Consider the following 25,275-nt stretch of genomic DNA (forward strand, 5'->3'; position numbering starts at 1 on the left):
AGCTCCTCTAACGGCAGCCATGGGCGATGGCGAGAGCTTCGAGCAACGTCCGGGGCCGATTGCCTGCGGAAACCTCTGGCGACAGCGCTGGCAGGACGCGCCGGCGCAGTTTTCGTTGCAGCGCTTACTTCCGGCGATAGCGGAAATACCAGACCTCATGGCCGTAGACGGTGCGGGCCTTGTTCTCGTAGCGGGTCTCCGGCCAGCCGCCCGGGCGCACCTGGAAGTCGCGCGGCCGTTCGCAAAGCCATTCGAACTGGTGGCTGTGGCGCTGCATGATCATCAGCGCATGCCGCAAGTAGACGTCATGGTCCGTCCCGAAGCGGAACTCGCCGCCCGGCTTCAGCTTGGCCGCGAACATGTTCACAGGCCCTTCGTTCATCATGCGCCGCTTGGCATGGCGGGCCTTGGGCCAGGGGTCCGGATGGAGGAGGTAGAGGAACGAGAGCGAGCCGTCCGGGATCCGGGCAAGCACTTCCAGCGCATCGCCGTGGTGGATGCGCACGTTGCCGAGAGGCGGGTGCTCGCCCCCTTTCGATTCGGAGCTTCCGCCGCTGACATGGAGCAGCGCCTGGGCCACCCCGTTGAGGAAGGGCTCGGCACCGATAAAGCCGTGGTCGGGCAGCATGTCGGCACGCGCGGCCATGTGCTCGCCCCCGCCGAAGCCGATCTCGAAGTGCAACGGGCGATCGTCGCCGAACAGCACCTGCGAGGTGATCGGACCTTGCGCGGGCATGGAGATGCGGGGCAGGAGATCCTCGACGAGGCCCTGCTGCCCGGCGCGCAGGGGCTTGCCCTTGGCGCGGCCGTAAAGGCGGTTGAGCGTGGTCGGGTCGCCGGGTTTGTGTGCCGTCATGCCGCGCGCCACTGGCATCGACGCGCTTCGCGGTCAATCCGGTGTTGCGCCCGGGCAGTCCCCCCGAACGGTCCCGCAGTTGCGCGGCGCAACTTGCGCTTCCCCCGAAAACGCATTGCCACCGCGCCGCGGGCGCTGTCTTATCTCTCGATGCTGCGCGCCATCTTCCTGCTCCTTGCCTGCCAGCTTGCCGGCGAGGGTATCCACCGTCTTTCCGGTATCGCCCTGCCTGGAGCCGTTATCGGCATGGTCCTGCTGCTGTGCTGGCTGGCGCTCTTCCCGCGCGAGCGGCCGGGGCTTGGCGCCGTTACCGCGTGGCTCACGGCGCACCTTGCCGTCATGTTCGTGCCCGCGGCCGTCGGCCTTGTCGACGAGGGAGCCGTGCTCTCGCGGTACGGTGTCTCGCTGGTGATCGCGACCACCCTCTCTACCGTGCTCACGCTCGTGGTGACCGCGCTGGTCTTCCGCTGGGCGCTCCGCCGCGTCGCCTCGGAAAGCGAAGCGCCATGAACGAGGCGGCGCTCCTTGCGACACCGCTGTTCTGGCTGACGGCGACGATCGGGCTGTTCGAGGCCTTCGACACGCTCTCGCGGCGGATGAACCGACATCCGCTGTGCCATCCGGTGCTCTGGAGCACGCCCGTGCTGATCGCAATGCTACTGGCGACCGGCACGACCTATGAAACATACAAGGCAGCCACGATGCCGCTCAGCCTGCTGCTGGGACCGGCGGTCGTCGGCCTTGCGGTCCCCGTCTGGCGCGAGCGGGAGCGCATCCGCCGGCTCGCCGCGCCGATTGCGCTTGCCCTGATTGCGGGAGCGGTGACCTCCATGGTCAGCGCCGTGGGCGTGCTCGCCCTGTTCGGCCCTCCGTGGACGATCCTCGCCTCCATCGCCCCGCGTGCGACCACCACGCCCGTGGCAATGGCGGTCGCGGGCCAGCTTGGCGGCATTCCGGCGCTGGCGGCGGTGATCGTGCTGTTCGCGGGCGTGGTCGGGGCCATGATCGCGACGCCGGTGCTGAACCTGCTCGGCCTTCGCGACTACCGCGCCCGTGGCTTTGCGATCGGCGTGGCCGCGCATGGCATGGGCGCCGCACGGGCCTTTCAGGTGGATGCCACCGCCGGCGCGCTCGCCAGCCTGGGGATGGCGCTCAACGCTGTCGCGACGGCGGCGCTGCTCTCGCTGGTCGCCGCGCTCGTCTGAACGGTCAGGCGGAGTAGCGCGCGGCCCGCTCGGCAAGCCGCTCCACGGCGGCGGCGTGGATCCCGGTCGATGCCACCATGACCCCGAAAGCGCGGGGATCGTGCTTGTTGTAGTTGAGCGGCTGCCCGAAAGCGTCCGTCACCACCGCGCCCGCTTCGCGCGCGATGAGCCCGGCGGCGGCGATGTCCCATTCGTAACCCCAGCGCAGCGTCGCCAGGAGGTCCGCTTCTCCCGCCGCCACCATCGCCATGCGAAGGGCAATCGAGTTGGGCTGGTCGACAAGCGTCAGGTCGCTGTCTTCGGGTGCCAGCTTGTGCGCGGGGACGCGTGCCCCGGCGAGCGCGGCGCGTGTGCTGGCGACGAGTCGCTCGCCATTGCGCCAGGCGCCCTTGCCCGCTTCGGCCGACCAGAACTCGCCCCCTTCCGCCCGTCGCCGCACGGGCGCGTAGAGATAGCCGAGCAGCGGGCGGCGCGTGCTGACGAGCGCGACCGAGATGGCCCATCCGGTGCGGCCCCGAATGAAGTCGCGCGTTCCGTCGATCGGATCGACCAGCCAGACCAGTTCGGTCTGCTGGCGCGCGCGGGTATCGACCGTCTCCTCCGAGAGCCAGCCCGCCGCAGGAAGCAGGGCCTTCAGCTCGGTTTTCAGGAATGCGTCGACGGCAAGATCGGCCGTGCAAACGGGACTGCCGGGCGTCTTTTCCCACGATTCGAGGACATGCCCGTCGCCGGGCCAGCCTGCCAGGGCGATGCGGCCCGCTTCGCGAACAATGGCTTCCAGTCTGTCACGATCGATCATGGGCATCTTTCGGCGGATAATTGCTATTGCGAACTGTTATCATTTCACGGCAATCAAAATCTCTCCTGCTGTGCATTTGCGCAGGCGCCGGGCCTTTTCAAGGCAGCCAGGATGTGCTTAGGCGGCACGCGAACTAATGGCTACGGCGCCTTCCCCGGGAACCTCCAGCAGAAAGCGATTTGAGCGATGAACATCCACGAATACCAGGCCAAGGAACTCCTCGCGAAGTATGGCGTGGGCATCCCCGCCGGCATTGCAGCGCTGACCGTAGAGGAAGCGGTCGCTGCCGCCAAGCAGCTCCCCGGACCGCTCTACGTCGTCAAGGCGCAGATCCACGCCGGCGGCCGCGGCAAGGGCAAGTTCAAGGAACTCGGCGCCGATGCCAAGGGCGGCGTTCGCCTCGCCAAGTCGATCGAAGAGGTCGAGTCGTTCGCCAAGGAAATGCTCGGCAACACGCTCGTCACCGTGCAGACCGGTGAAGCCGGCAAGCAGGTGAACCGCCTCTACGTGACCGACGGCGTCGACATCGCCAGCGAATACTACCTCTCGATGGTCGTCGACCGCGCCTCCAGCCGCGTCGCCATGATCGTGTCGACCGAAGGCGGCATGGACATCGAGGAAGTCGCTCACTCCACGCCCGAGAAGATCACCACCGTCACCATCGACACCGCCAGCGGCTTCCAGGCGCACCACGGCCGTGCGGTGGCTTTCGCGCTGAAGCTGACCGGTGACCTCAACAAGCAGGCCCAGAAGATCGCCAAGCAGCTCTACGAGGCGTTCATCGCGCTCGACTGCGACATGCTCGAGATCAACCCGCTGGTCGAGACCAAGGACGGCAACCTGCTCGTCCTCGACACCAAGATGAGCTTCGATTCGAACGCGCTCTACCGCCACCCCGACGTGCAGGCCCTGCGCGACGAGACCGAGGAAGATCCGGCCGAAGTCGAAGCTTCGAAGTACGACCTCGCCTACATCAAGCTCGATGGCGACATCGGCTGCATGGTGAACGGCGCGGGCCTCGCCATGGCGACGATGGACATCATCAAGCTGAACGGCATGTTCCCGGCCAACTTCCTCGACGTCGGCGGCGGCGCCAACAAGGAGAAGGTCACCGCGGCGTTCAAGATCATCCTCGCGGACCCGGCCGTGAAGGGCATCCTCGTGAACATCTTCGGCGGCATCATGAAGTGCGACGTCATCGCCGAGGGCATCGTCGCCGCGGCCAAGGAAGTGAACCTGCAGGTTCCCCTCGTCGTCCGCCTCGAAGGCACCAACGTGCAGCAGGGCAAGGACATCCTGGCCAATTCCGGCCTCGCGATCGTCCCTGCCAACGACCTTGGCGACGCGGCCAAGAAGATCGTCGCTGAAGTCCAGAAGGTCGCCTGATCGCGCCCGACGGACAGCTGAGCGCTTCGTGCTCACGATCACTTGACAAACATGCAAACGGCGGGGGTTTCGCGACCCCCGCCGTTTCTGCATGGTCGCCACGCAACATTGTGGCGTAGCTGCGCTTTCCCACCCCCAAGGTGTTCGCGTTTCAGCAGGGCTTGACGCAAGGGTAAAGGGACGCGATAGCTCGCCTCCAGATTTTAATCGCGCGGTTAAATGGCCGTCCAGCAGTGAGAGGACATATCGCAATGAAGATCCTCGTCCCCGTGAAGCGGGTGATCGATTACAACGTGAAGCCGCGGGTCAAGGCCGACGGCACCGGCGTCGACCTCGCCAACGTCAAGATGAGCATGAACCCCTTCGACGAAATCGCCGTCGAGGAAGCCATCCGCCTCAAGGAAGCGGGCAAGGCGGAGGAGATCGTCGCAATCTCAGTCGGGCCGACGAAAGCGCAGGAAACCTTGCGCACCGCGCTGGCCATGGGTGCGGATCGCGCCATCCTGGTCGAGACAGATGCCGAAGTGGAGCCGCTCGCGGTCGCCAAGATCCTGAAAGCCATCGTCGGTGAAGAAAACCCCGGTCTGGTGATTCTCGGCAAGCAGGCGATCGACGACGATTCGAACCAGACCGGCCAGATGCTCGCCGCCCTTCTCGGGCGCCCGCAGGGCACTTTCGCCAGCAAGGTCGAGATCGACGGCGATCACGTTTCCGTCACCCGCGAAGTCGATGGTGGCCTGGAAACGGTCAGGCTCTCGCTTCCCGCCATCGTCACCACCGACCTGCGCCTCAACGAGCCGCGCTATGCCTCGCTGCCCAACATCATGAAGGCGAAGAAGAAGCAGCTCGATGTGAAGGCCCCCGCAGACTACGGCGTGGACATCGCGCCGCGTCTCAAGACCCTCAAGGTCTCGGAGCCCGCTGTCCGCTCGGCCGGCATCAAGGTGGCGGACGTCGACGCGCTCGTCGCCAAGCTCAAGGAAATGGGAGTAGCCTGACATGAAGACTCTCGTCTGGGTCGAACACGACAACGCTTCCGTCAAGGATGCCACGCTCTCCGCCGTCACGGCTGCCGCCAAGCTGGGTGAAGTCCACCTGCTCGTGGCCGGTTCCGGCGCGCGCGGTGTGGCCGACGCCGCCGCGCAGATCGCGGGGGTGGGCAAGGTCCACCTCGCCGACGATGCCGCCTACGAGCACGCGCTGGCGGAAAACGTCGCCCCGCTGATCGTGGACCTCATGGGGCACCACGATGCCTTCGTGGTGCCTGCCACCACCACCGGCAAGAACATCGCGCCGCGCGTCGCCGCCCTGCTCGACGTGGCGCAAATCTCCGACATCCTCTCGGTGGAGGGCGACAAGACCTTCACCCGCCCGATCTACGCGGGCAACGCCATCGCCACTGTCGAATCGAGCGATGCCAAGCTGGTGATCACCGTGCGCGGTACCGCCTTCGCCAAGGCAGAGGCCACCGGCGGCTCGGGCGTGGTCGAGGACGTCTCGGGCGCGGGTGACGCCGGTCTTTCCAGCTTCGTGGGTGCGGAACTCGCCAAGTCGGAGCGTCCGGAACTGACCAGCGCGAAGATCATCGTCTCGGGCGGCCGGGCGCTCAAGGATTCGGAGACCTTTGAGGCCACCATCCTGCCGCTCGCCGACAAGCTGGGCGCCGCCGTCGGCGCCAGCCGCGCTGCGGTCGATGCAGGCTACGTGCCCAACGACTACCAGGTTGGCCAGACCGGCAAGATCGTGGCTCCCGAAGTCTACATCGCCGTCGGCATCTCGGGCGCAATCCAGCACCTTGCGGGCATGAAGGATTCCAAGACCATCATCGCCATCAACAAGGACGAGGACGCCCCGATCTTCCAGGTCGCGGACATCGGTCTCGTTGCCGACCTGTTCACCGCCGTGCCGGAGCTGACCGGCAAGCTGTGATTGCAACGTTCCACGTGCAACCCTACCATGACCCCCGGATGCAAATCCGGGGGTTTTTCGTTGGGCAAGCTGCCTGACGCGGCCGGGCAGGGCCGATACAGGGGTAAGTACGGATGACACGCGCGTTCCTTGCACTAGCGGCGCTGAGCCTGCTCATGAGCGGCGGCTCCGCAGCGTCTGCTGCCGACAAGCCGGTGGTGCTGAAACCAATTACGACATGGAACGTGAATTGGGGCGATAGTTCCTGCGATCTCATCCGCAAGTTTGGCCCCGTCGATAAACCTACAATGCTTCGCATTCGGCAAATGGGGCTGAGCGCGGCTATCGAGATCGAAGTAGCCGGGCCGCCGGTCTCCTATATTCAAGCGAAAAACGGCGTCAGCTTCGACTTTGGCAACGGAGCACTGGTAAAGGCCGGCGATCCGATGAGCGCTGTGAACACTGTCTACGGCAGTTCGTTGATCGCAAATGCGCAGCTTCTTCCTGACGGCGGCCGAGATAAGGACTCTCTCGGTCCGAACCTCATTTTCGAGCAGCAAATCAGTCAAGTCGGCATCTCGAGTCGAAACAGCGCTTTGCTTCTGCAGTCCGGGAACATGGCGGCACCGCTGCAGGCCTTGCACAAGTGTGTCGAGGACATGTTCACAGGATGGGGGGTGACGCCCGCCACTCGAGATATACTGGCCCATGAACCAGCGGTCATCGACGCTCAAGGGTTAGCGAAAACCTTCGACCAATCATATCCCAAAGCTCTGGAAAGCCCTGGCAGAAGCGATCGCTTCACGTTTCGCGTCGTGGTGGACGCTCAAGGCATCGCCCACAGATGCCACATAATTCAGTCCACGCAAGAAACCGTCAATGAACTGCTCTGCAAGTCCGTGCTCAAGATGCGCTTCACGCCCGCACAGGATAAGAATGGTACGCCCGTCTCATGGTACTTCTACGGTGCCATAAACCACCGCCCGAACTACTGAGCTAGATCCTTGCACAAGGGCGCGCGCCAGGAGCCAGGTAGACCCGGTTTATGTCCGGCAATTGCAATCCCGCTCCAACCTAGCGGGCCACCCGCTCCAGCAGGAGGAGCGGGACCTTCTCGTCGCCCTCCTCGAGCTCGTGCGTGGCGTAGTGCGTGAAGCCGAGGCGTTCGGCGAGGCGCCGGGAGGGCAGGTTGCCCTCCTCAATCATGCAGGCGATGCGGCGTGGGCCGTGGGCGGCGTCGAACCAGGCCAGCGCCGCGTCCATGACTTCGCGCGCGACACCTTGCCCGTGGTGGTCGTGGCGCACGATCCAGCCCGCTTCCGGCACGTCGTCGAGCCCGAGCGCTGCCCCGAACCCGCGGTAGCTGTGAAAGATGCCGCATGTGCCGACGATCTCCCCTTCGCCGCGCGGGCGCACGATGAAGGTGCCATAGCCGCGCAGGGCCCACGAGCCCGCGTTGCGCATCAGGCGGTCGAACTGCGCATGGGGTTCCGCCCGCGCGGGGCCAAGGAAGCGACGGGTTTCCTCGTCCGCCAGAAGCCGGCACAGGCCTTCGAGGTCGTGCGCCGAAGGCCTCCAGAGATCGAAGCGCCGGGTCGTCAGGATAGGCCCCGTGTCCCCGATCACAGAAGCTGGTCCACCGCATGGATGGCAACGCCGAAGAGGCCGCCCACCAGCGTGCCGTTGATGCGGATGAACTGCAGGTCGCGGCCCACCGCGCCCTCGATGCGGTCGCTGACGGTGCGCGCATCCCAGCGTTTCACGGTTTCCGAGACGAGGCGTACGATCTCGTCCCCATAGCGCGCAGTCACGCCGACGAGCGTGCGGCGGGCGAAGCGGTTGATCTGTCCCTGCAGGCGCGGATCATCCTTCAGCGCGCCGCCAAGCTCGGCCAGCATCGTCGTCAGGTGACCGCCAAGCGCCGTGTCGGGACGTCGCGCGGCGCCGATCAGCTTGAGGCGAAGGCGTTCCCATACCGCCTGCCACCACTTCCCCACGGCGGGATTGGCGATCAGTTCGCGCTTGGCATTCTCCACCCGTTCGCGCGTTTCAGGGTCGTTGACGAGACGGTCAGCGAGGCTTTCGAGCATCTGCTCCACCTTCACCTTGAGCGGGTGGTCGGGCTGCACGATCATCTCCGCAAGGAGCTTGTACAGGCCATCGAGCACCGAGTTGGCGATGCGCGAATCAAGCCCGGTCAGTCGCAGCAGACCATGCGCCCGCTCGCGTATCATCGTGCGGACCATCTCTTCGTTGGCTTCCAGCGCCTCGCCGATCCAGCGCACGGCCCCTTCCACGAGCGGGAGGTGCCGGCGGTCGGCGATCATGGCCGAAAGCATCTGCCCCAGAAGCGGCGCGACCTCCACCCGCTCGAGCTGGCGCGCGAGCCCTGTGCGAACCTGATCGCCCAGCCGGTCAGGGTCGAGCGATTCGAGCACGTCGGCAAGGAGATTGGCCGCTCCCGCCCGCAAGCGGGACTGCCCGCCCCGTCCGGGATCGGTCAGGAACCCTCCGGCGGCGCCGGCGAAGTTGAACCCGGTGACGCGGCGCGCGACCACCTGCGGCGTCAGGAAATTGTCTCGAAGGAAGGTCGCCATGGAATCGGCGATACGGTTCTTGTTCACCGGGATGATCGCGGTGTGGGGGATCGGCAGGCCAAGGGGGTGGCGAAACAGTGCCGTCACGGCGAACCAGTCGGCCAGGCCGCCCACCATCGCCGCCTCGGTGAACGCCGTCGCGTATCCCCACCCGGCGCCATCGCCGCCATAGCGGCGCAGCAGCACGAAAGCGGCGGCCATGAACAGCAGCAGGCCGGTCGCGAACAGGCGCATACGCCGGGCCCGATCCTGCAGGACGCCCTTCAACGCTGGTCCCCCTGAACTGCGCCCGGCTGGCGGCAATGCTTTCCTTTCCGTCCGGCCTTTCAGGCGGCCGTTATTCGGCCGGTTGCGGCCGATAGGTTTCGTGAGACCCCGCCGCACCGGGGCCATGCTGCTTCGGATCATACGTCAGCAGCGACTTGCGCAGCCTTGGCCCGACCCGCTTCTCGAAACCATCGGCAAGGCTGAAGGCTGCAGGCACGATGACGAGAGTCAGCAGGGTGGAGAGCACCAGACCGCCGATCACCGTCACCCCCATCGGCGCGCGGAAGGCGCCATCGCCCGAAAGCGACAGGGCAGTGGGGATCATGCCCGCCGTCATCGCGACCGTGGTCATGACGATCGGCTGCGCGCGCTTGTGGCCGGCGTCCATGATCGCATCGAGCTTGTTCACCCCCTTGGCCATCTCCTCGATCGCGAAGTCGATCAGCAGGATCGAGTTCTTGGCGACGATGCCCAGCAGCATCAGGATGCCGATGTAGACCGGCATGGAGATGGGCTGCCCGGTCGCCGTCAGCGCCAGCATGCCTCCCAAAGGCGCCAGCAGCAGCGAGGCCATGTTCACCAGCGGCGAGACGAAGCGCTTGTAGAGCAGCACCAGCACCGCGAAGACCAGGAAGATGCCGCTGATCACCGCGATGACGAAGTTGCTGATCATCTCGGCCTGCCACTTGTCCTCTCCCACCGGAGCATTCGAGACGCCCGAGGGCAGGCTCTTCATGATCGGCAACTGCTGGATCGCGGCCATCGCCGGACCCTTTACCTGCCCCTGCCCCAGGTCCGCGCCCACGAAGATGCGGCGCGACTGGTTGTACCGCTGGATCTGCGTGGGTCCGGCGCCGAAGCGGATTTCGGCAACACGACTGAGCGGCACCGATCCGCCGTTCGTCGTAGCGACGGGCAGATTCTCGATCGTCGAGAAATCGCGGCGCGAGGTTCGGTCGAGGATGACCCGGATCGGGATCTGGCGATCGCTGAGCGAGAACTTGGCCGTGTTCTGGTCGATCTCGCCCATCGTCGCGATGCGGATCGTTTGGCTGAGCGCGCCGGTGGTCACGCCAAGCTGCGCGGCAAGGTCGAGCCGGGGAACGATGACCAGTTCGGGCCGCTGCAGGTCGGCGGCGATCCGCGGTGCCACTACGCCGGGCACCGTGCGCATCTGCTCGACAAGGGTCTGCGCGGTCCTGTTCAGCAGCTCGGAATCGCTTCCCGAGAGCATGACGGAGATGTCGCGCCCGCTTCCGAATCCCCCCGACTGGGAGGCGAACGTCACGCGCGCATCGGGAATGCCCTGGAGCGCCGGGGCGAGCCTGCGCTCGAATTCGATGCTGGTCGCATCGCGTTCGTTGGCGGCCTTCAGCGCGATATAGAGCGTTCCCGATCCCTCTCCCGAGAATTCGAGCACGCGCTCTACCTCGGGCTGCTTCTCCAGCAGCGCGGTGACACGGCCGGTCACGGCCTGGCTCTGCTCGAGCGTGGTGCCCGGCACCATCTCGACCTTGACCTCGCTGGTGTCGTTGTTGGTGTTCGGCTGGAACTGCTGCGGCAGGCCCGCAAGAAGCGCGAAAGTCAACACCAGCGCATAGATCGAGGCGCAGAAGGCATAGAACCGATGGTCGTGCATGCGCGCGATCACGCGGTCGGTGAAGTAGCGATACCACCGCCCCAGAGCGCCGAGGCCATGGGCGAGGAGGCGGAAAGCCTTGCCGAGCGCCCAGATGGCGACCGGCAGGCCGAGCGGCGCAAGCACCGCCGCCAGCACGAAGGCCGATTTCTCGAGCCCCAGCTTCGTCAGCCCGGCCTGGATCGACGAGAACAGCACGCCCGCGAGGCCAAGCCCCGCCGCGATGAGCAGCACGAAGGCCAGCGTCGCCACGAGCGGATACCACCAGCGCCGCGGCTGCGGCACCAGCGCAGCCTTCAGGCGGATCGCCTCGCGGCTGTCGAGCGTCCAGGCGAGGACCTTCATGTAGAGGTCCATGGCCTTGCCGCCGCCATGTTCGGCATGGCCGTGGGCCTTGAGGAAGTAGGCCGCGACCATCGGCGTGATGACGCGCGCGACCGCAAGGCTCATCAGCACGGCGGCGACCACGGTGAGGCCGAAAGCCTTGAAGAACTGGCCTGGGATGCCCGGCATCAGGCCAACGGGCAGGAACACCGCCACGATCGAGAACGTGGTCGCGACGACAGCGAGGCCGATCTCGTCCGCGGCGTCGATCGAGGCCTGGTACGCGCTCTTGCCCATGCGCATGTGTCTGACGATGTTCTCGATCTCGACGATGGCATCGTCGACCAGCACGCCCGCCACCAGGCTGAGCGCGAGGAGCGAGAGGAAGTTCAGCGAGAAGCCGAGCAGGTCCATGAACCAGAAGGTCGGGATCGCCGAAAGCGGGATCGCAAGGGCCGAGATCATCGTTGCGCGCCAGTCGCGCAGAAAGAGGTAGACGATCACGATCGCCAGAACCGCGCCTTCGACCAGGGCCTCCATCGAACTGGTATACTGCCCGCGGGTGTAGTCCACCTGGCTGAACAGCTGCGTGATGTGGATGTCCGGGTGTTCCTTGCGGATCTGGTCGAGCTTCTTCGCCGCTTCGTCGTAGACGGTGACGTCGGATGCGCCGCGCGCGCGTTCGAAGCCGAAAGTCACCACTTCGCGCCCGTCCACCCGCGCAACATCCGTGCGGTCGGAATAGCCATCGAACACCTCGGCGATGTCGGCCAGCTTGACCGAGCGCCCGTTGCCCAGGTTGATGCGCGTCTGCGACAGGGCATAGGCATCCTCGGCATTGCCGAGCACGCGAACCGACTGACGCGATCCCGCGATCTCCGCCTGGCCGCCCGCGGCATCGACGTTCACCTGCCGCAGCACGTTGTTCACGTCGTTGGCGCTGACCCCCATCGCCACCATGCGGTTGGGATCGACCACCACGCGAATCTCGCGGTTGACGCCCCCATCGCGCGAGACGGTCGCCATGCCGGGCACCGAGAGCAGGGTCTTGGAGATGGTGTCGTCGACGAACCAGCTCAGCTGCTCGATCGTCATGTCGTCGGCGGCGACGGCGAAGTAGGCGAGGCTGCCGCCGCCGCCCGCCTCGATCTTTGAGACCTGCGGTTCGAGGATGCCTTCGGGAAGTTCGCCGCGCACCTGGTCGACCGCGTTCTTCACCTGCTGGGTGGCGACGTCGGGATCGGTGCCGACGGTGAAGAACACCATCGTCGTCGAACGGCCCTCCGAAGCGGTCGACTGGATCTCGTCGACGCCGGGGATCGAGCGCACCGCGCCTTCGACGATCTGGGTGATCTGGGTCTCGATCTCGGTCGGCGCCGCGCCGGGCTGCGAGACGCCGACGTGAACGCCGGGCAACTCGATGTCCGGCATGTTGTTCACGTCCATCCGGTTGAACGAGACGATGCCCGCGATCATCAGGCCGATGAAAAAGACGATGGGGATGATCGGATTGCGGATCGACCAGGCCGAGATGTTGCGCATGGTTGCAGGCCCGTCCGTCAGTTGGCGGTGGAAGCGGCGGGCCGGGTCTTCACCTTGTCCCCGTCGTTGAGGAAGCCGCCTGCGCGAAGGACCACCTTCTCCGAGCCGTTGAGGCCGGACTTGATGGTGATGCCTCGGGCCGTGACCATGCCGGTGGCGACCGCGCGGCGGTGAACCTTGCCGGCATTGTCGACGACGTAGACGAACGAGCCCTTAGCATCGTTCTGGATCGCGGATTCGGGCAGCATCGGCGCGACGACCGCCCCGCTTGCGATGACGGCGCTGGCAAAGCCGCCCGGGCGCAGGGCCGGATCGTAGCTCAGCGCGATGCGCGCGGTGCCCTGGCGGGTGTTGGTGTCGATCACGGGCGAGAGCTGCCAGACCTGCCCCTTGAAAGTGCGCCCCGATCCCACCGGCTTCACGTTGGCCTCCACGCCGACCCGCAGGGCCGCGAGATCGGCCTCCGACAGGTTGGCGAGCATTTCCATCTCGCCGCCCTTGGCGAGGCTGAACAGCACCCCGGTGCCGCCGCCGACCACCTGGCCAAGCTCAACGTTCCGTTCAAGGACGAGGCCAGCTGCGGGAGCGACGATGTTGAGACGGGCGTTCTGCGCACGCAGCTGGCCCAGCGTGGCCCGCGCGACGTTGACGCGCGCGACGGCGGCGTCGCGGGTGGCGGTCAGACTGTCGATATCGGCCTTCGAGATGAAGCCGCGGTCCACGAGCTTCAGTCCGCGGTCGAGGTTGGACTGGGCGATGCGCGCGTCTGCGGCGGCCACTTGTACCTGCGCCGCCTGGCTTGCGGCGGCCTGCGCCTGCACCGAACGGTCGATCACGGCAAGGACTTGGCCCTGCGCCACCCAGTCGCCAGCGTCGACGCGAATCTCGCGCACCTCGCCGCCTTCGCCGACCGACCCCACCGGCATCGTGCGGCGCGCGCCCAGCGTTCCGGTGGCGGTGATCTCCCCGGCAACGGTGGAGCGGCCGGGCACGACGACAGTGACGACCGGCACCTGCGCGGCGCCCGTCCCTGCGGCCTCTTCCTTGGACCCGCCATGGACGAGGAACCAGATGGCAACGATCGCCGCGCCCACGACAGCGGCCACGATCCAGATCCAGCGGCGCGAGCGGCGTTCCTGCTCGGTGTCGATCGCCAGCGGATCGGCAGACGCGCCGCTTCCCCCGGCAGCGACATGCTCATGCGCATGGTTGCCGGTATCGACCCGGCCGGGTTCAATCTTGCTGTCGTAGTTCATCCGGTCACCGCAAGCACCACACGCGCATCTCGGGCGGCGTGATTTCTCCCGCCGCACCTGCTTCCGCGCTCCCCCTTGGGCACGGACCGCAGTGTGGCACAAATCCGTTCGTTCCATATACGTGCGGCAACTGAGTGGCAATCTGCAGTCGGTTCGCAGCCGATCTGCATCGACGAACGACTTCGATGCGGCTGCCCGGCGGGCTGGCCCTATATCGCTGGGCCATAATGTGAAAAGGCGACCACGAAGCCGTCCTCGTGGTCGCCTTTTCATTTCCGGCGGTCTTGGCGGCCGGTTTCAGTACTTCTGCTGGCGCTCGTAAAGGTCGCGGTAGTGCTGAATCCGCGTGACGCGCAGGCCCTGCATCCCCGACCGGTCGACCGCGCGCTGCCACGAGGCGAATTCCTCGAGCGTGAGCTGATACCGCTCGCACACCTCGTCGATCGTCAGCAGTCCGCCATTCACGGCGGCGACGACCTCGGCCTTGCGGCGCACGACCCAGCGCGTGGTGTTCGCAGGCGGCAGCGAATCCACCGTCAGCGGTTCGCCAAGCGGTCCGATCACCTGCGCAGGCCGGATTTTCTGGTTCTCGATCATTCTTGCCCTCGTCCGCCGCTCACATCAAACTCGGCGACCGCGGAAACATTTGCTCCAGCTGGCTTGCCATTGCTTGAACCATCAGGGTTAACGAATCTTGAGGATTCTTGGTAAACGGTTAACGCCGATGCCGCGCAGCCGTGAAAGCTGCCCCGCCGGTACAGGCGCCGGGGACTGGCAGCGCTGACAGGCAGTGCCGGCTCCTTCTCGCGGGATGTGAAAAGTCGGGATCGCAATGCCTGCCAGTCCATCTGCTCCGGATCGCCCGGCATCTGGAGATCGACGAACCCAGCACGCGCGCGACCCTGCGCTTCCCCTGTTTCCGGGGAGTTATGTTCATGTGCGTTGTTCATGGACAGTGCCATAACCCGGGTCTGGTCAAGGGATCGTAAAAACGAGCTTTACGCATCCTTTACCGGTTCCGGCATCCAGCCGCGAAGGGACCCAAAACGCGGCAGGTAGGAAACAGGCCCGTTTCGCTGTATGAGCGCGCCGACCATGACCCTTTCCGCAGACCTGTTTGCCGGGCTCGACCCGGCCGAGCTGTTCCAGCTTCCCGTTCCCCTTGCCGCTCGCCGCATCGTCGTCGCCATGTCGGGCGGCGTCGACAGCTCGGTCGTCGCCGCGCTTGCCGCAGCGAGCGGCGCCGAAGTGATCGGCGTCACTCTCCAGCTCTACGATTACGGCGCCGCGACCGGCCGCAAGGGCGCCTGCTGTGCAGGCGACGACATCCGCGACGCGCGCGCCGTGGCGGATCGCCTGGGCATCGCGCATTACGTCTTCGACCACGAGAGCGCCTTTCGCGAGGAGGTCGTAGAGCGCTTCGCTGACGACTATCTCGCGGGACGCACGCCCATCCCCTGCATCCGCTGCAACATGGGGCCCAAGTTCACCGACCTGCTGACGATGGCCCGCGAACTGGGCGCGGACTGCCTTGCGACCGGTCACTACGTGCGCCGCGTGATGGGGGCTGCCGGGGCCGAGCTGCACCGCGCCTTCGATCCCGCGCGCGACCAGAGCTACTTCCTCTACGGCACGACCGAGGCCCAGCTCGACTACCTGCGCTTTCCCCTTGGCGGCCTGCCCAAGACCGAGACGCGCCGCCTTGCCGAAGCGGCGGGCCTGCGCAACGCGGCCAAGCCCGACAGCCAAGACATCTGCTTCGTGCCCGATGGCGACTACGCGAAAGTCGTGCGCTCGGTGCGCCCAGAAGGCGAGGCGCCCGGCGAGATCGTCCATGCCGAGACAGGCGCGGTGCTGGGCCGGCATCGCGGCGTGATCCACTACACCGTGGGGCAGCGGCGCGGACTGGAGATCGGCGGCCAGCCCGAACCGCTGTATGTGACCGGGATCGAAGCGCAGAGCCGGCAGGTTCGCGTCGGCCCGCGCCGCCTGCTCGCCACCGCGTCTGCCCGGGTGGTTGAAACCAACCGCATCGGTCCGCTGCCGGACGCGCCGCTCACCGCCAAGGTCCGCTCGCTCGCCAAGCCCGTGCCGGTCACTCTGGAAGGAGCGCTGGGTGACGGCGGCGAGGTGACGATCCGCTTCGCCGAGCCCGAATATGGTGTCGCGCCCGGCCAGGCGGCCGTCATCTACGCAGGCGACCGGGTGGTCGGCGGCGGTTGGATCGATTCGACCGAGAGCGCGGCGGGCTGATCAGTCCCTCCAGGGCTCCAGCTGGCACCCCCTGCCCTCCCGGAAGTCGGCGCTGCGACTGGCGAGCATTGGCACCGAGCCGGTGACGGTGCGCGTTGCCGGGTCCTGCGTCAGCGAGACCATGCCGGCGATGCCGCTGAGGGGGGCTGACTTGAGGTCTCCCTCGCAGGCGTCGAGCTCGCGCCCGGAAACGAAGCGGCAGACGCAGCCCACGCGCGCGCCATAGGCGGCGCCGACCTGCGCCTCTTCGCGAAGGCCCTTCCATGCGACGGCAAGCCATCCGCAAAGCGCCAGAAGCACCAGCAGGACAAGGTTGCGCTTCCAGCGGGAGGGTTGCCGCGTGGGGAGTGCGTCTTTCGCAGAAGCCCGATCCCTTGAGGAAACCTTGTCCCCCGCTCCGGAATTCCCGGCTGTTGCCATTCGTCAGCGCCTCGCACATCACACCGCGCGTCATGCCGGTGCGCCGCCTCCCCCATATCCTCGCCCTCCTTGCGCTGCCAACCCTTCCCCTCGCGATGCTGGCTGCCTGTGGACAGTCCGGCCCGGAAGGCCCTCCTCCGCCCAGCGCCGAATCGCAGGCCGCGATCCGTGACGATGGAGGAGCGCCGCGCCAGGCGCTCGGCCGCGCCATCGACGCATTGTTCGACGAGGAAGCGGCCGGGCGGACGGACGCTCTCGTCGTCATGAAGCGCGGCTCGGTCATCGCCGAGCGCTACGGCGCCGGCGTTCGGGCCGAAACGCGCCTGCCCGCATGGAGCGTGGGCCAGTGCGTGACCGCGCTGATGATCGGCCAGCTGGTGAGCGACGGCCGGCTGCGGCTGAACGAATCGGCGCCGGTGCCGGAATGGCAGCGCCCCGGCGATCCGCGCGGCGCTGTGACGCTCAAGCAGCTGCTGCAGATGCGCTCGGGCCTGCGGCACGACGAAACGGCGGTGGCGGGCACCGGGATGCTCGAGACCGAATCCGACCGCATGCGCATGCTCTTCCTCGACGGGCGCGACGACATGGCCGCCTACGCCGAGGCGCAGCCGTTGGAAGCCCCGGCGGGCAAGACCTTCGAGCACTCCTCCGCCAGCGCCGTCATTCTGGCCGACCTTGCAGCTCGGGTGCTTTCACCCGACAGCAACCCGGCAAGACGGCGACAGGCCGTGGGCGACTACCTGAGGAACCGCGTGCTTTTGCCGATCGGCATGAATTCGACCCTGGTGGAATACGACCGCGCGGGCACGATGATCGGCTCCGGCATGATCCACGCGAGCGCGCGCGACTGGGCGAAGCTCGGGGAATTCCTGCGCCATTCCGGCTCGGTCGGCGGCGCGCAGATCCTTCCGCGCCGGTGGGTGCAGTTCATGCTGGAGCCTTCTCCGCGCGAAGCGAACTACGGCGCGGGCGTGTGGCTCAACCGCGGGGAGGCGGGAGAGAATGCCCGCCTGTTCCCCGGCACCGCGCCGCGCAACCTGTTCGGGTGCCTGGGCGAATACGGGCAATACGTGGTCGGCTCGCCCGACCAGTTGCTGACGGTGGTGCGCATCGGCCAGAGCAATGCCGGGCAAAAGGGCGAATTGCACGACCGCCTGGGCGCGCTCCTGGCGCTGTTCCCGGGCGGACGGGAGTAGTAGCCCGCCCGAGCGAGCGCCGCGGCTTGGCAGCGGCGACGTCCGCGAGGCCGACGGTCAGATCGTGAAGCTCTCGCCGCAGCCGCAGGCGCCCTTGGCGTTGGGATTGTTGAAGACGAACCCTGCGGTGAAATCGTCCTCCACCCAGTCCATCGTGCTGCCCACGAGGTACAGCACCGAAGCGCCATCGATGTAGAAGACGCCGCCGGGAGTCTCGATCTTCTCGTCGAAACGCGCTTCCTCGGTCACGTAATCGACCGAATAGGCCAGGCCCGAGCAGCCGCGCCGGGGCGTGGAAAGCTTGACGCCGATCGCGCCCTCGGGCGCTTGCGCCATGAGCCGGGCGATGCGTGCCTCGGCGCTGGGCGTCAGCACGACGGCAGCGGGGCGGGCGCGGGTGGTCGTTGCAGTGCTCATCACAGCATCCCCAGTTCAAGCTTCGCCTCGTCGGACATCTTGGCCATGTCCCACGGCGGATCCCATACCAGATTGACTTCGCAGTCGCGCACGCCCGGCACGGCCGCGACGCGCATTTCCACTTCGCCCGGCATCGATTCCGCCACCGGGCAGTGGGGCGTCGTCAGCGTCATCGTCACGGCGACCGCGGCTTCGGGGGAAACCTCCACGCCGTAGATGAGCCCAAGGTCGTAGATGTTGACCGGGATCTCGGGGTCGAAGATCTCCTTCAGGGCGTCGATCACGCCATCGTAGATCGCCCCGCCCGGCGCTGCCGGATCGATGTCCTGCGGCTTTTCGGCCAGGAACCCGTCGAGATAGTCGCGCCTGCGCTCCGCAGGGGCCTCGGCCATGGTCGCGGCCGGAGCCGCCGCATCGTCGACACGGGCGCGCGGCGGCGTCGGCGCCGCGTCGATTTCCTCGACGCTGAAGGTTGGCTTTTCGTCACTCATGCGAAGATTCTCCGTGTGCGCTCGATCCCTTTCAGGAGCGCCTCGATATCCGCTTCGTCGCTGTAGAGGCCGAAGCTGGCCCGCGCCGTCGCGGGGACGCCCAGATGCTCCATGAGCGGCTGGGCGCAATGGTGGCCGGCGCGGATCGCTACGCCTTCCTCGTCCAATATGGTGCCGAGGTCGTGCGGATGCACCCCGTCGAGCGCGAAACTGACGATGCCGAGCGAATCGTCCGGCCCGAACAGGGTCACGTCGTTGCGCTTGCGCAGTTCGGTGCGCAGCAGCACGGCAAGGTCGCGCTCGTGGCGCTCGGCACGGTCGAGCCCGATGGCCGAGAGCCAGTCCATCGCCTTGGCCATGCCCAGCGCCTCGATGATGTTGGGCGTGCCCGCCTCGAAGCGCTGCGGCGCCGGAGCGAAGGTCGTCTTCTCGAAAGTCACCCGGTCGATCATCGCGCCGCCGCCCTGCCATGGCGGCATGCCATCGAGGATGTCCTTGCGCGCCCACAGAACCCCGACTCCGGTCGGGCCATAGAGCTTGTGCGCCGAGAAGGCGTAGAAGTCGCAGTCGAATGCCGCCATGTCGAGCGCGAGGCGGGGCGCGGCCTGGCAGCCGTCGATGAGCAGCTTCGCGCCGACCGCATGGGCCAGTTTCGCGGCATGTTCCACGTGGAGCACCGAGCCGAGCACGTTGGACACATGCGCGAAGGCGACGAGCTTGTGCGCCGGCGTCAGGATGCGTTCCGCCGCCGCAAGGTCGATGCGGCCGTCTTCGGTCAGCGGGCAGACGTCAATCGCCACCCCGTTCTTCTCGGCAAGCATCTGCCAGGGCACGATGTTGGAGTGATGCTCCAGCATCGAAAGGAGAATGCGGTCTCCGGCCTTGAGGTTGGCGGCGCCCCAGGTCTGCGCGACGAGATTGATCGATTCGGTTGCGCCGCGCGTGAGGACGATCTCATCCTCGCGTGCGTTCATGAAGGCGGCGGCCCGGCGGCGCGCGGCCTCGAACGCCAGCGTCATGTCGGCCGAGCGCGCATAGACGCCGCGATGCACCGTGGCGTAATCCTCGCCCATGGCGCGAACGGTCGCCTCGATCACGGCGAGCGGCTTCTGCGCGGTCGCGGCGGTGTCGAGGTAGTGCCAGTCGCCAGCGAGGCCCGGGAACTGGTCCTTGACCACGAGTTCTGCGGTTTCCAGCGTCACAGTATGGCCTCCAGCCTGGCGATCGCCGCCGCGCTCAGCTCCGCCTCGCCGGGCGCGCCGGTGAAGGCTTCGGCGATGAAGGCCTGCAGCATCAGCCGCTTGGCCTGCGCCGGGGTGAGGCCCCGGCTGGTGAGGTAGAACAGGCCGTTCGCATCGAGTTCGCCCACCGCGCAGCCGTGAGCGGCCTTGACGTCGTCGGCGTAGATTTCAAGCTCGGGACGGGCGTTGGCCGTTGCCGTACGGTCGAGCAGCATGGCCCGGACCGACTGTTCGGCGTCGGTGCCGTCGGCGCCGCGCTCCACCGCGATGCGGCCGAGATAAGTGCCGGTGGAATGGCCCGCGAGCGCGGTGCGCACGATCTGCGCCGAAGTGGCATCAAGCCCCGCGTGGGTGACTTCGGTGACGATCTCCAGCGTCTCGCGGCCGGTCGCCAGCTGCGCCGCGCCGAACGTGAAGTCGGCGCCCTCTTCCAGCCGCACATCGATGGCAATGCGGCCGTAGGCAGGCCCGGCGGTCAGCACGCGAAGGTCGAACTTCGCGTTCCTGCCAAGCGTGATCGCTAGCCGGCGCGCCACCGGGGCAGCGTCCGTTTCGACGATCTGCAGCGAGCCTTCCTCGCCATCGGCGAGGTCGATCGCCTCGGGCAGGATCGGCCAGACCCCACGCAGCGCCTCGATGTCCGAGTAGCGGTAGTCCTCGTCCTTGCGGCTTGGCAGGGTCAGCTCGACATTCATGCAGCGGTTTCCTGCACCACGGCCTCGTAGCCCTCTTCCTCCAGCCTCAGGGCAAGGTCAGGGCCGCCGGTCTTGACGATGCGCCCGCCTGCAAGGACGTGGACGAAGTCGGGCTTCACGTAATCGAGCAGGCGCTGGTAGTGCGTGATCAGCAGCACGGCCTTGTCGGGCCGGCGCATGATCGCGTTGATGCCTTCGCCGCAGATGCGCAGCGCGTCGATGTCGAGGCCGGAGTCGGTCTCGTCGAGAATGGCGAGTTTGGGATCGAGGATGCCCATCTGAACCATCTCGGCGCGCTTCTTCTCGCCACCCGAGAAGCCGACGTTCACCGGCCGCTTGAGCATGTCCATGTCCATGCGCAGCAGGCCCGCCTTTTCCCGCGCGAGCTTCAGGAACTCGCCGCCCGAAAGCGGCTCCTCGCCCCGACCGGTGCGCTGGGCGTTGGCCGCCTCGCGCAGGAACTGGACGAAGGAGACGCCCGGGATCTCGACCGGGTATTGGAAGCCGAGGAACAGGCCCGCCGCGGCGCGCTCGTGCGGCTCGAGCCCGAGCAGGTCGACGCCCGCGAAGTCGACCGACCCGCCGGTGACCTCATAGCCCGGACGGCCGCCGAGCGTGTAGCCAAGGGTCGACTTGCCCGCCCCGTTCGGGCCCATGATCGCGTGGATCTCGCCCGGGTTGATGGTGAGCGACAGTCCCTTGAGGATCGGCTTGTCGGCGACGGTGGCCTGGAGATTTTCAATCTTGAGCATGGTCATCACCGCTTCCTCAACCCTCGTCGCTCGTGAACGTCGTCGGACGCGAGCCTGCCTTCCTGCGTGCCGAGCGCTTGTCGAACGGAACGTTCAGCTCGGCGTTGATTTCGCGCATCACGCTTTCCGGCTGCTCCAGCACTTCCTCCTCGGAGAAGCGCAGCACGCGCACGCCCACTTCGGTGAGCTTGCGGTCCTGCAGTTCGTTGACGTCCGGGTTCGAATCGGCGGCGCTGAGCTGGATCACGATCCAGCGCGAAGGGCAGGCGAAGTCGACGATCGCCGAGCCGACCACCGATTGCCGGATGAACTTGACGCCGCCCAGCTTCGAGCCCGACAGCTCTGCCCAGAGCGCCTTCTGCGCCTCGGTGGGATTGCGGCGCTGGTCGCGGGCGCGCTCCTTCAGCGTCTCCAGGCGTTTGCCGGTGACGGCGAAGCTCGCCTTGGCATCTGCCCTGGGCTCGCCTGTCGCGAGGCTGATGCCCAGTGTCTTGCGGGCGGCGGTCATGGTTTCCATCCTTCGTGTCTTCTATTTTCTTCGTGCAGGCGGCTGACGCGCCGTTACCCGACGCTGCCTTCAAGGCTGATGCCGAGCAGCTTCTGCGCTTCCACCGCGAACTCCATCGGCAGCTGCTGCAGCACTTCTTTGGCGAAGCCGTTGACGATCAGCGCCACCGCCGCCTCCGTGTCGAGCCCGCGCTGCATGGCGTAGAACAGCTGGTCGTCGCTGATCTTGCTGGTGGTCGCCTCATGCTCGATCTGGGCGCTGGGGTTGCGCACCTCGATATAAGGGACCGTATGCGCGCCGCACTCCTTGCCGAGCAGCAGCGAATCGCACTGGGTGAAGTTTCGCACGCCGTCCGCATTGGCGGCCACGCGCACCAGCCCGCGATAGGTGTTGTTCGACTTGCCCGCCGAGATGCCCTTGGAAATGATCGTCGAGCGGCTGCCACGGCCGTTATGGATCATCTTGGTGCCGGTATCGGCCTGCTGGTGGTTGTTGGTGACAGCCACCGAATAGAACTCGCCCACCGAATCCTCGCCGTTGAGGACGCAGCTGGGGTACTTCCAGGTGACCGCGGAGCCGGTCTCCACCTGGGTCCAGCTGATCTTGGAACGGGCACCCTGGCACAGGCCGCGCTTGGTGACGAAGTTGTAGATGCCGCCCTTGCCGTGGGCATCGCCGGGATACCAGTTCTGGACGGTGGAATACTTGATCTCCGCATCCTCCATCGCGACCAGTTCGACCACCGCGGCGTGCAGCTGGTTCTCGTCGCGCTGGGGCGCGGTGCAGCCCTCGAGATAGGAGACGTATGAGCCCTTCTCGGCGATGATGAGCGTGCGCTCGAACTGTCCGGTGTTCTCCGCGTTGATGCGGAAATAGGTGGACAGCTCCATGGGGCAGCGCACGCCTTCGGGGATGTAGACGAAAGTCCCGTCCGAGAAGACCGCGCAGTTCAGCGTGGCGAAGTAGTTGTCGTGCATGGGCACGACTTTGCCGAGCCACTTCTTCACCAGCTCGGGAAATTCGCGGATCGCCTCGGAGATCGAGCGGAAGATCACGCCCGCCTGCTCCAGCTCCTTGCGGAAGGTGGTGGCGACCGAGACCGAATCGAACACCGCATCCACCGCGACCTTGCGCGCGCCTTCCACGCCGGCGAGCACCTTCTGCTCCTCCAGCGGAATGCCCAGCTTCTCGTAGACGCGCAGGATCTCGGGATCGACCTCGTCGAGGCTGGCGGGCCCGTCCTTCTTCTTGGGCGCGGCCCAGTAGTAGGCTTCCTGATAGTCGATCGGCGGAACGTCGAGCTTGGCCCAGTCGGGCGGCGTCATCTCGAGCCAGCGGGCATAGGCTTTCAGCCGCCAGTCGAGCATCCATTCAGGCTCGTCCTTCTTGGCCGAGATGAACCGGATGGTATCTTCCGACAGGCCCTTGGGCCCGTATTCCTGCTCGATGTCGGACGACCAGCCGTGCTCGTAGTCGGCGACCCGTGCCGCCGCCTCACGCGCGGCCTGGTCGCGCTCGGGGGCTTCCATCGTGGAGCCTTCCATTGCGGAGCCTTCCATTTCCGGCGCCATCGAATTGCTTTCCTCGGTCATCTCAAACTTCCTCGACGAGCTGGGTCAGCACGACTTGCGCAAGCGCGCCGCGCACCGCGGCGTTCACCTGCGGCCAGTGGCTCTTGACGTTGCAGCCGCTCTCCAGAGTGCAGTCGCTCTTCACCGGGTCCAGGCAGGCGGTGAGCGCGATGGGCCCTTCCACTGCCTCCACGATGTCGGCAAGCGAAATCGCCGCCGGCGGGCGCGCCAGCCTGAGCCCGCCGCCCACCCCGCGCGACGAGCGCATGAGCCCGGCCGCCGCCAGCTTGCTGACCAGCTTCTGCACGGTCGGCACCGGCAGCCCGGTCTCTTCCGCGAGCTGCGCTGCGGAAACCCGCGCCCGGCTGCGGACAGGCGATTCGCCCCCCTGCTCGACCAGCGCGCAGGTGCCGCAATGCCGCGCTGCAGCGGACATGATGATCACGGCATAGTCTGCCATGCTGGACAGGCGCATCTTCGTGGTTTCCGCACCCCGGAGCTAAATCGGAGCGATTTCTTCCGATTTCACCTAGTGCAGGCGGCGGCCGGTTTCAATGGTTGTTTCGCGTGAGCCCCGCGCCGCGTCAGGCGGGCGCCAGTGCCGAAAAGATGCCGATTGCGCAATATGCTGCGGCCGGAGCGATGGACTGCGCGATAGATTGCGCGAAGAAAAAAGGCGGCTGTCGGTCGAAACCGGCAGCCGCCATCAAGGTAATAAAGAACTCGAGCGCATCCCGCGACGAGCCCTTCGGGTCGCAGGTCTCGTGTATGCCCCGGCGGGGTCGATTCATTGTATAAACGCGACATGCACGGCGGCCCAAATGGCCTAACGGGCTTTTTCATCTCGCGCTCGCAGCGAGAAGAAGCGTTTGAGCAACACCCTCGTCGGCGTTATGCGGACTCGTGCTCTATTCCCTCTTCCGCCCCGCCCTTTTCCGAATCGATGCCGAGAAGGCGCATGGCCTCGCGCTCTCCGCGCTGAAGGTGGCGCCGCCGCGCCGAGTGCCGTCCCCCTCCCCTTTGCTGGCCAGCGAAGTTGCGGGCATCCGCTTTCCCAGCCCGGTCGGCATGGCGGCCGGGTTCGACAAGGACGGCGAAGTGCCCGACGCGCTCCTGCGGCTGGGCTTCGGGTTCGCCGAGGTGGGCTCGATCACCCCGCTGCCGCAGGCGGGCAATCCCCGCCCGCGCCTGTTCCGCCTGGTCGAGGACCGGGCCGTCATCAACCGCATGGGCTTCAACAACGGCGGGGCGCAGGCGGCTGTGGAACGCCTCGAGGCGCGTCTTGGAAAGCCGGGCGTGGTCGGCATCAACATCGGAGCGAACAAGGATTCGGCCGATCGGGTGGCGGACTACGCGGTGATGGCAAGGCTGATGGCGCCGCTGGCAGGCTATCTGGCCATCAACATCTCGAGCCCCAACACGCCGGGCCTGCGCGCGCTGCAGGACGAATCGGCGCTTACCGGACTTCTCGACGCCGTTCTGGCTGCCCGCGACGAGGCATGTGCGCCCGGCCGCCGTCCTCCCGTGTTCCTGAAGGTGGCGCCCGACCTCGAGCCGGCCGACATCGACGCGATCGCCCGGATCGCCATCGAACGCCGGCTTGGCGCACTGATCGTCTCGAACACCACGATCTCGCGCCCGGCGCTTGCCTCGGCGCACCGCAGCGAGACGGGGGGCCTGTCCGGCGCTCCGCTGCGCGACCTTGCCCAGCAGCGCCTGCGCGACTTCCGCAAGGCGACGGGCGGCGCGGTGCCTCTGGTCGGCGTGGGCGGCATCGCCACCGCGGAGGACGCCTTCGCCCGCATCAGGGCCGGCGCCAGTCTCGTGCAGCTTTACAGCGCCATGGTCTACGAGGGCCCCTCCATCGCCAGGACCATCAACAGCGGATTGGCGAAGCTATTGAAGCGCGAAGGGTTCGCATCGATTGCAGACGCGGTCGGAAGCGAATAACC

At 66.7% G+C, this 25,275-nt stretch carries 26 protein-coding genes; 9 read left to right on the plus strand and 17 right to left on the minus strand.

Annotation, left to right across the window (positions count from 1 at the left end):
- Nucleotides 1–124: 124 nt before the first annotated feature.
- A complete protein-coding gene (trmB, locus tag GR702_RS01775) occupies nt 125–856 on the minus strand; it encodes a tRNA (guanine(46)-N(7))-methyltransferase TrmB (protein ID WP_160984225.1) in 732 nt (243 codons plus the stop codon).
- 93 nt (nt 857–949) lie between these two features.
- Between trmB and GR702_RS01780 the strand changes: the two genes are divergently transcribed.
- Together GR702_RS01780 and GR702_RS01785 are read left to right on the plus strand one after the other, a co-directional pair.
- Nucleotides 950–1,366 carry a CidA/LrgA family protein gene (locus GR702_RS01780; RefSeq protein ID WP_337192494.1) on the plus strand — a complete coding sequence of 139 codons (417 nt, stop codon included), beginning with the start codon at nt 950–952 and terminating at the stop codon, nt 1,364–1,366.
- Nucleotides 1,363–2,061 (plus strand): LrgB family protein, encoded by a 699-nt coding sequence (locus GR702_RS01785; RefSeq protein WP_160984226.1) that lies wholly within the window; start codon nt 1,363–1,365, stop codon nt 2,059–2,061. The genes GR702_RS01780 and GR702_RS01785 overlap by 4 nt, the downstream gene beginning before the upstream one ends.
- A 4-nt stretch (nt 2,062–2,065) precedes the next feature.
- Here the strand turns inward: GR702_RS01785 and GR702_RS01790 are convergent, their stop codons facing one another.
- Nucleotides 2,066–2,860: a 3'(2'),5'-bisphosphate nucleotidase CysQ gene (locus GR702_RS01790; RefSeq protein ID WP_160984227.1), complete on the minus strand. Its 795-nt coding sequence runs from the start codon at nt 2,858–2,860 to the stop codon at nt 2,066–2,068.
- 186 nt (nt 2,861–3,046) lie between these two features.
- Here GR702_RS01790 and sucC point away from each other — a divergent pair, with 186 nt between their 5' ends.
- The 4 genes from sucC (at nt 3,047) to GR702_RS01810 (ending at nt 7,149) form a co-directional block, all read left to right on the plus strand.
- Nucleotides 3,047–4,246, plus strand: coding sequence for an ADP-forming succinate--CoA ligase subunit beta (sucC, locus tag GR702_RS01795; RefSeq protein WP_160984228.1), 1,200 nt, complete (start codon nt 3,047–3,049; stop codon nt 4,244–4,246).
- Between the two features lie 251 nt (nt 4,247–4,497).
- Complete coding sequence (locus tag GR702_RS01800; protein ID WP_160984229.1) at nt 4,498–5,244, plus strand: electron transfer flavoprotein subunit beta/FixA family protein; 747 nt, start codon at nt 4,498–4,500, stop codon at nt 5,242–5,244.
- Nucleotide 5,245: 1 nt separating this feature from the next.
- Nucleotides 5,246–6,175, plus strand: a complete 930-nt coding sequence (locus tag GR702_RS01805; RefSeq protein WP_160984230.1) for an electron transfer flavoprotein subunit alpha/FixB family protein — start codon at nt 5,246–5,248, stop codon at nt 6,173–6,175.
- 113 nt (nt 6,176–6,288) lie between these two features.
- Nucleotides 6,289–7,149 carry a hypothetical protein gene (locus tag GR702_RS01810; protein WP_160984231.1) on the plus strand — a complete coding sequence of 287 codons (861 nt, stop codon included), beginning with the start codon at nt 6,289–6,291 and terminating at the stop codon, nt 7,147–7,149.
- Between the two features lie 79 nt (nt 7,150–7,228).
- Here the strand turns inward: GR702_RS01810 and GR702_RS01815 are convergent, their stop codons facing one another.
- The 6 genes from GR702_RS01815 to GR702_RS01840 all read right to left on the minus strand — a co-directional run bounded on the left by GR702_RS01815 (nt 7,229) and on the right by GR702_RS01840 (nt 14,729).
- Nucleotides 7,229–7,780 (minus strand): GNAT family N-acetyltransferase, encoded by a 552-nt coding sequence (locus GR702_RS01815; RefSeq protein ID WP_337192495.1) that lies wholly within the window; start codon nt 7,778–7,780, stop codon nt 7,229–7,231.
- Nucleotides 7,777–8,985: a DUF445 domain-containing protein gene (locus GR702_RS01820; RefSeq protein ID WP_160984446.1), complete on the minus strand. Its 1,209-nt coding sequence runs from the start codon at nt 8,983–8,985 to the stop codon at nt 7,777–7,779. The genes GR702_RS01815 and GR702_RS01820 overlap by 4 nt, the downstream gene beginning before the upstream one ends.
- 103 nt (nt 8,986–9,088) lie before the next feature.
- A complete protein-coding gene (locus tag GR702_RS01825) occupies nt 9,089–12,523 on the minus strand; it encodes an efflux RND transporter permease subunit (protein WP_160984232.1) in 3,435 nt (1,144 codons plus the stop codon).
- 17 nt (nt 12,524–12,540) lie between these two features.
- Nucleotides 12,541–13,779 carry an efflux RND transporter periplasmic adaptor subunit gene (locus GR702_RS01830; protein ID WP_160984233.1) on the minus strand — a complete coding sequence of 413 codons (1,239 nt, stop codon included), beginning with the start codon at nt 13,777–13,779 and terminating at the stop codon, nt 12,541–12,543.
- Between the two features lie 297 nt (nt 13,780–14,076).
- On the minus strand, nt 14,077–14,376 hold the full coding sequence (sciP, locus tag GR702_RS01835; protein ID WP_160984234.1) for a CtrA inhibitor SciP: 300 nt from the start codon (nt 14,374–14,376) through the stop codon (nt 14,077–14,079).
- Nucleotides 14,373–14,729, minus strand: coding sequence for a hypothetical protein (locus GR702_RS01840; RefSeq protein ID WP_160984235.1), 357 nt, complete (start codon nt 14,727–14,729; stop codon nt 14,373–14,375). Before GR702_RS01840 ends, sciP begins: the two co-directional genes overlap by 4 nt.
- A gap of 145 nt (nt 14,730–14,874) precedes the next feature.
- Here GR702_RS01840 and mnmA point away from each other — a divergent pair, with 145 nt between their 5' ends.
- Nucleotides 14,875–16,032 carry a tRNA 2-thiouridine(34) synthase MnmA gene (gene mnmA, locus GR702_RS01845; protein ID WP_160984236.1) on the plus strand — a complete coding sequence of 386 codons (1,158 nt, stop codon included), beginning with the start codon at nt 14,875–14,877 and terminating at the stop codon, nt 16,030–16,032.
- Here mnmA and GR702_RS01850 read toward each other — a convergent pair whose 3' ends face one another.
- On the minus strand, nt 16,033–16,452 hold the full coding sequence (locus GR702_RS01850) for a hypothetical protein (RefSeq protein ID WP_160984237.1): 420 nt from the start codon (nt 16,450–16,452) through the stop codon (nt 16,033–16,035).
- A 32-nt stretch (nt 16,453–16,484) separates the two neighbouring features.
- Between GR702_RS01850 and GR702_RS01855 the strand changes: the two genes are divergently transcribed.
- Nucleotides 16,485–17,648, plus strand: a complete 1,164-nt coding sequence (locus GR702_RS01855) for a serine hydrolase domain-containing protein (RefSeq protein WP_160984447.1) — start codon at nt 16,485–16,487, stop codon at nt 17,646–17,648.
- Between the two features lie 57 nt (nt 17,649–17,705).
- Here GR702_RS01855 and GR702_RS01860 read toward each other — a convergent pair whose 3' ends face one another.
- Genes GR702_RS01860 through GR702_RS01895 form a run of 8 tightly spaced genes read right to left on the minus strand, consistent with a single transcriptional unit; the run spans nt 17,706 to nt 23,798 of the window.
- The gene (locus GR702_RS01860) at nt 17,706–18,065 is read right to left on the minus strand and encodes a HesB/IscA family protein (protein WP_160984238.1); all 360 of its coding nucleotides are present in this window, start codon (nt 18,063–18,065) and stop codon (nt 17,706–17,708) included.
- Nucleotides 18,065–18,556, minus strand: a complete 492-nt coding sequence (locus GR702_RS01865; protein WP_160984239.1) for an SUF system Fe-S cluster assembly protein — start codon at nt 18,554–18,556, stop codon at nt 18,065–18,067. The genes GR702_RS01860 and GR702_RS01865 overlap by 1 nt, the downstream gene beginning before the upstream one ends.
- Nucleotides 18,553–19,758 carry a SufS family cysteine desulfurase gene (locus GR702_RS01870; RefSeq protein WP_160984240.1) on the minus strand — a complete coding sequence of 402 codons (1,206 nt, stop codon included), beginning with the start codon at nt 19,756–19,758 and terminating at the stop codon, nt 18,553–18,555. Before GR702_RS01870 ends, GR702_RS01865 begins: the two co-directional genes overlap by 4 nt.
- Nucleotides 19,755–20,492 (minus strand): SufD family Fe-S cluster assembly protein, encoded by a 738-nt coding sequence (locus GR702_RS01875; protein ID WP_160984241.1) that lies wholly within the window; start codon nt 20,490–20,492, stop codon nt 19,755–19,757. Before GR702_RS01875 ends, GR702_RS01870 begins: the two co-directional genes overlap by 4 nt.
- Nucleotides 20,489–21,244, minus strand: a complete 756-nt coding sequence (gene sufC, locus GR702_RS01880; RefSeq protein WP_160984448.1) for a Fe-S cluster assembly ATPase SufC — start codon at nt 21,242–21,244, stop codon at nt 20,489–20,491. Before sufC ends, GR702_RS01875 begins: the two co-directional genes overlap by 4 nt.
- Nucleotides 21,245–21,260: 16 nt before the next feature.
- Nucleotides 21,261–21,752 (minus strand): endonuclease domain-containing protein, encoded by a 492-nt coding sequence (locus GR702_RS01885; RefSeq protein ID WP_160984242.1) that lies wholly within the window; start codon nt 21,750–21,752, stop codon nt 21,261–21,263.
- Between the two features lie 53 nt (nt 21,753–21,805).
- Nucleotides 21,806–23,296 (minus strand): Fe-S cluster assembly protein SufB, encoded by a 1,491-nt coding sequence (sufB, locus tag GR702_RS01890; RefSeq protein WP_202408011.1) that lies wholly within the window; start codon nt 23,294–23,296, stop codon nt 21,806–21,808.
- 49 nt (nt 23,297–23,345) lie between these two features.
- A complete protein-coding gene (locus GR702_RS01895; protein ID WP_160984243.1) occupies nt 23,346–23,798 on the minus strand; it encodes an RrF2 family transcriptional regulator in 453 nt (150 codons plus the stop codon).
- A 428-nt stretch (nt 23,799–24,226) separates the two neighbouring features.
- Between GR702_RS01895 and GR702_RS01900 the strand changes: the two genes are divergently transcribed.
- On the plus strand, nt 24,227–25,273 hold the full coding sequence (locus GR702_RS01900) for a quinone-dependent dihydroorotate dehydrogenase (protein WP_160984244.1): 1,047 nt from the start codon (nt 24,227–24,229) through the stop codon (nt 25,271–25,273).
- Nucleotides 25,274–25,275 lie beyond the last annotated feature (2 nt).

The sequence above is a fragment of the Novosphingobium silvae genome (assembly GCF_009856825.1).
In the GTDB taxonomy this organism is placed as follows: Bacteria; Pseudomonadota; Alphaproteobacteria; order Sphingomonadales; family Sphingomonadaceae; genus Novosphingobium; species Novosphingobium silvae.

Bases quoted from the DNA above. Each gene is read 5' to 3' on its own strand.
- GR702_RS01800 (WP_160984229.1), top strand. From the start codon at position 4,498: ATGAAGATCCTCGTCCCCGTGAAGCGGGTGATCGATTACAACGTGAAG.
- GR702_RS01865 (WP_160984239.1), bottom strand. From the start codon at position 18,556: ATGAGTGACGAAAAGCCAACCTTCAGCGTCGAGGAAATCGACGCGGCG.
- GR702_RS01885 (WP_160984242.1), bottom strand. From the start codon at position 21,752: ATGACCGCCGCCCGCAAGACACTGGGCATCAGCCTCGCGACAGGCGAG.
- GR702_RS01840 (WP_160984235.1), bottom strand. From the start codon at position 14,729: ATGAACAACGCACATGAACATAACTCCCCGGAAACAGGGGAAGCGCAG.
- GR702_RS01830 (WP_160984233.1), bottom strand. From the start codon at position 13,779: ATGAACTACGACAGCAAGATTGAACCCGGCCGGGTCGATACCGGCAAC.
- GR702_RS01855 (WP_160984447.1), top strand. From the start codon at position 16,485: ATGCCGGTGCGCCGCCTCCCCCATATCCTCGCCCTCCTTGCGCTGCCA.
- GR702_RS01785 (WP_160984226.1), top strand. From the start codon at position 1,363: ATGAACGAGGCGGCGCTCCTTGCGACACCGCTGTTCTGGCTGACGGCG.
- sucC (WP_160984228.1), top strand. From the start codon at position 3,047: ATGAACATCCACGAATACCAGGCCAAGGAACTCCTCGCGAAGTATGGC.
- GR702_RS01850 (WP_160984237.1), bottom strand. From the start codon at position 16,452: ATGGCAACAGCCGGGAATTCCGGAGCGGGGGACAAGGTTTCCTCAAGG.
- GR702_RS01825 (WP_160984232.1), bottom strand. From the start codon at position 12,523: ATGCGCAACATCTCGGCCTGGTCGATCCGCAATCCGATCATCCCCATC.
- GR702_RS01810 (WP_160984231.1), top strand. From the start codon at position 6,289: ATGACACGCGCGTTCCTTGCACTAGCGGCGCTGAGCCTGCTCATGAGC.
- GR702_RS01790 (WP_160984227.1), bottom strand. From the start codon at position 2,860: ATGATCGATCGTGACAGACTGGAAGCCATTGTTCGCGAAGCGGGCCGC.
- GR702_RS01860 (WP_160984238.1), bottom strand. From the start codon at position 18,065: ATGAGCACTGCAACGACCACCCGCGCCCGCCCCGCTGCCGTCGTGCTG.
- sciP (WP_160984234.1), bottom strand. From the start codon at position 14,376: ATGATCGAGAACCAGAAAATCCGGCCTGCGCAGGTGATCGGACCGCTT.
- GR702_RS01805 (WP_160984230.1), top strand. From the start codon at position 5,246: ATGAAGACTCTCGTCTGGGTCGAACACGACAACGCTTCCGTCAAGGAT.
- GR702_RS01895 (WP_160984243.1), bottom strand. From the start codon at position 23,798: ATGCGCCTGTCCAGCATGGCAGACTATGCCGTGATCATCATGTCCGCT.
- sufC (WP_160984448.1), bottom strand. From the start codon at position 21,244: ATGCTCAAGATTGAAAATCTCCAGGCCACCGTCGCCGACAAGCCGATC.
- trmB (WP_160984225.1), bottom strand. From the start codon at position 856: ATGACGGCACACAAACCCGGCGACCCGACCACGCTCAACCGCCTTTAC.
- mnmA (WP_160984236.1), top strand. From the start codon at position 14,875: ATGACCCTTTCCGCAGACCTGTTTGCCGGGCTCGACCCGGCCGAGCTG.
- sufB (WP_202408011.1), bottom strand. From the start codon at position 23,296: ATGGAAGGCTCCACGATGGAAGCCCCCGAGCGCGACCAGGCCGCGCGT.
- GR702_RS01820 (WP_160984446.1), bottom strand. From the start codon at position 8,985: ATGCGCCTGTTCGCGACCGGCCTGCTGCTGTTCATGGCCGCCGCTTTC.
- GR702_RS01875 (WP_160984241.1), bottom strand. From the start codon at position 20,492: ATGAATGTCGAGCTGACCCTGCCAAGCCGCAAGGACGAGGACTACCGC.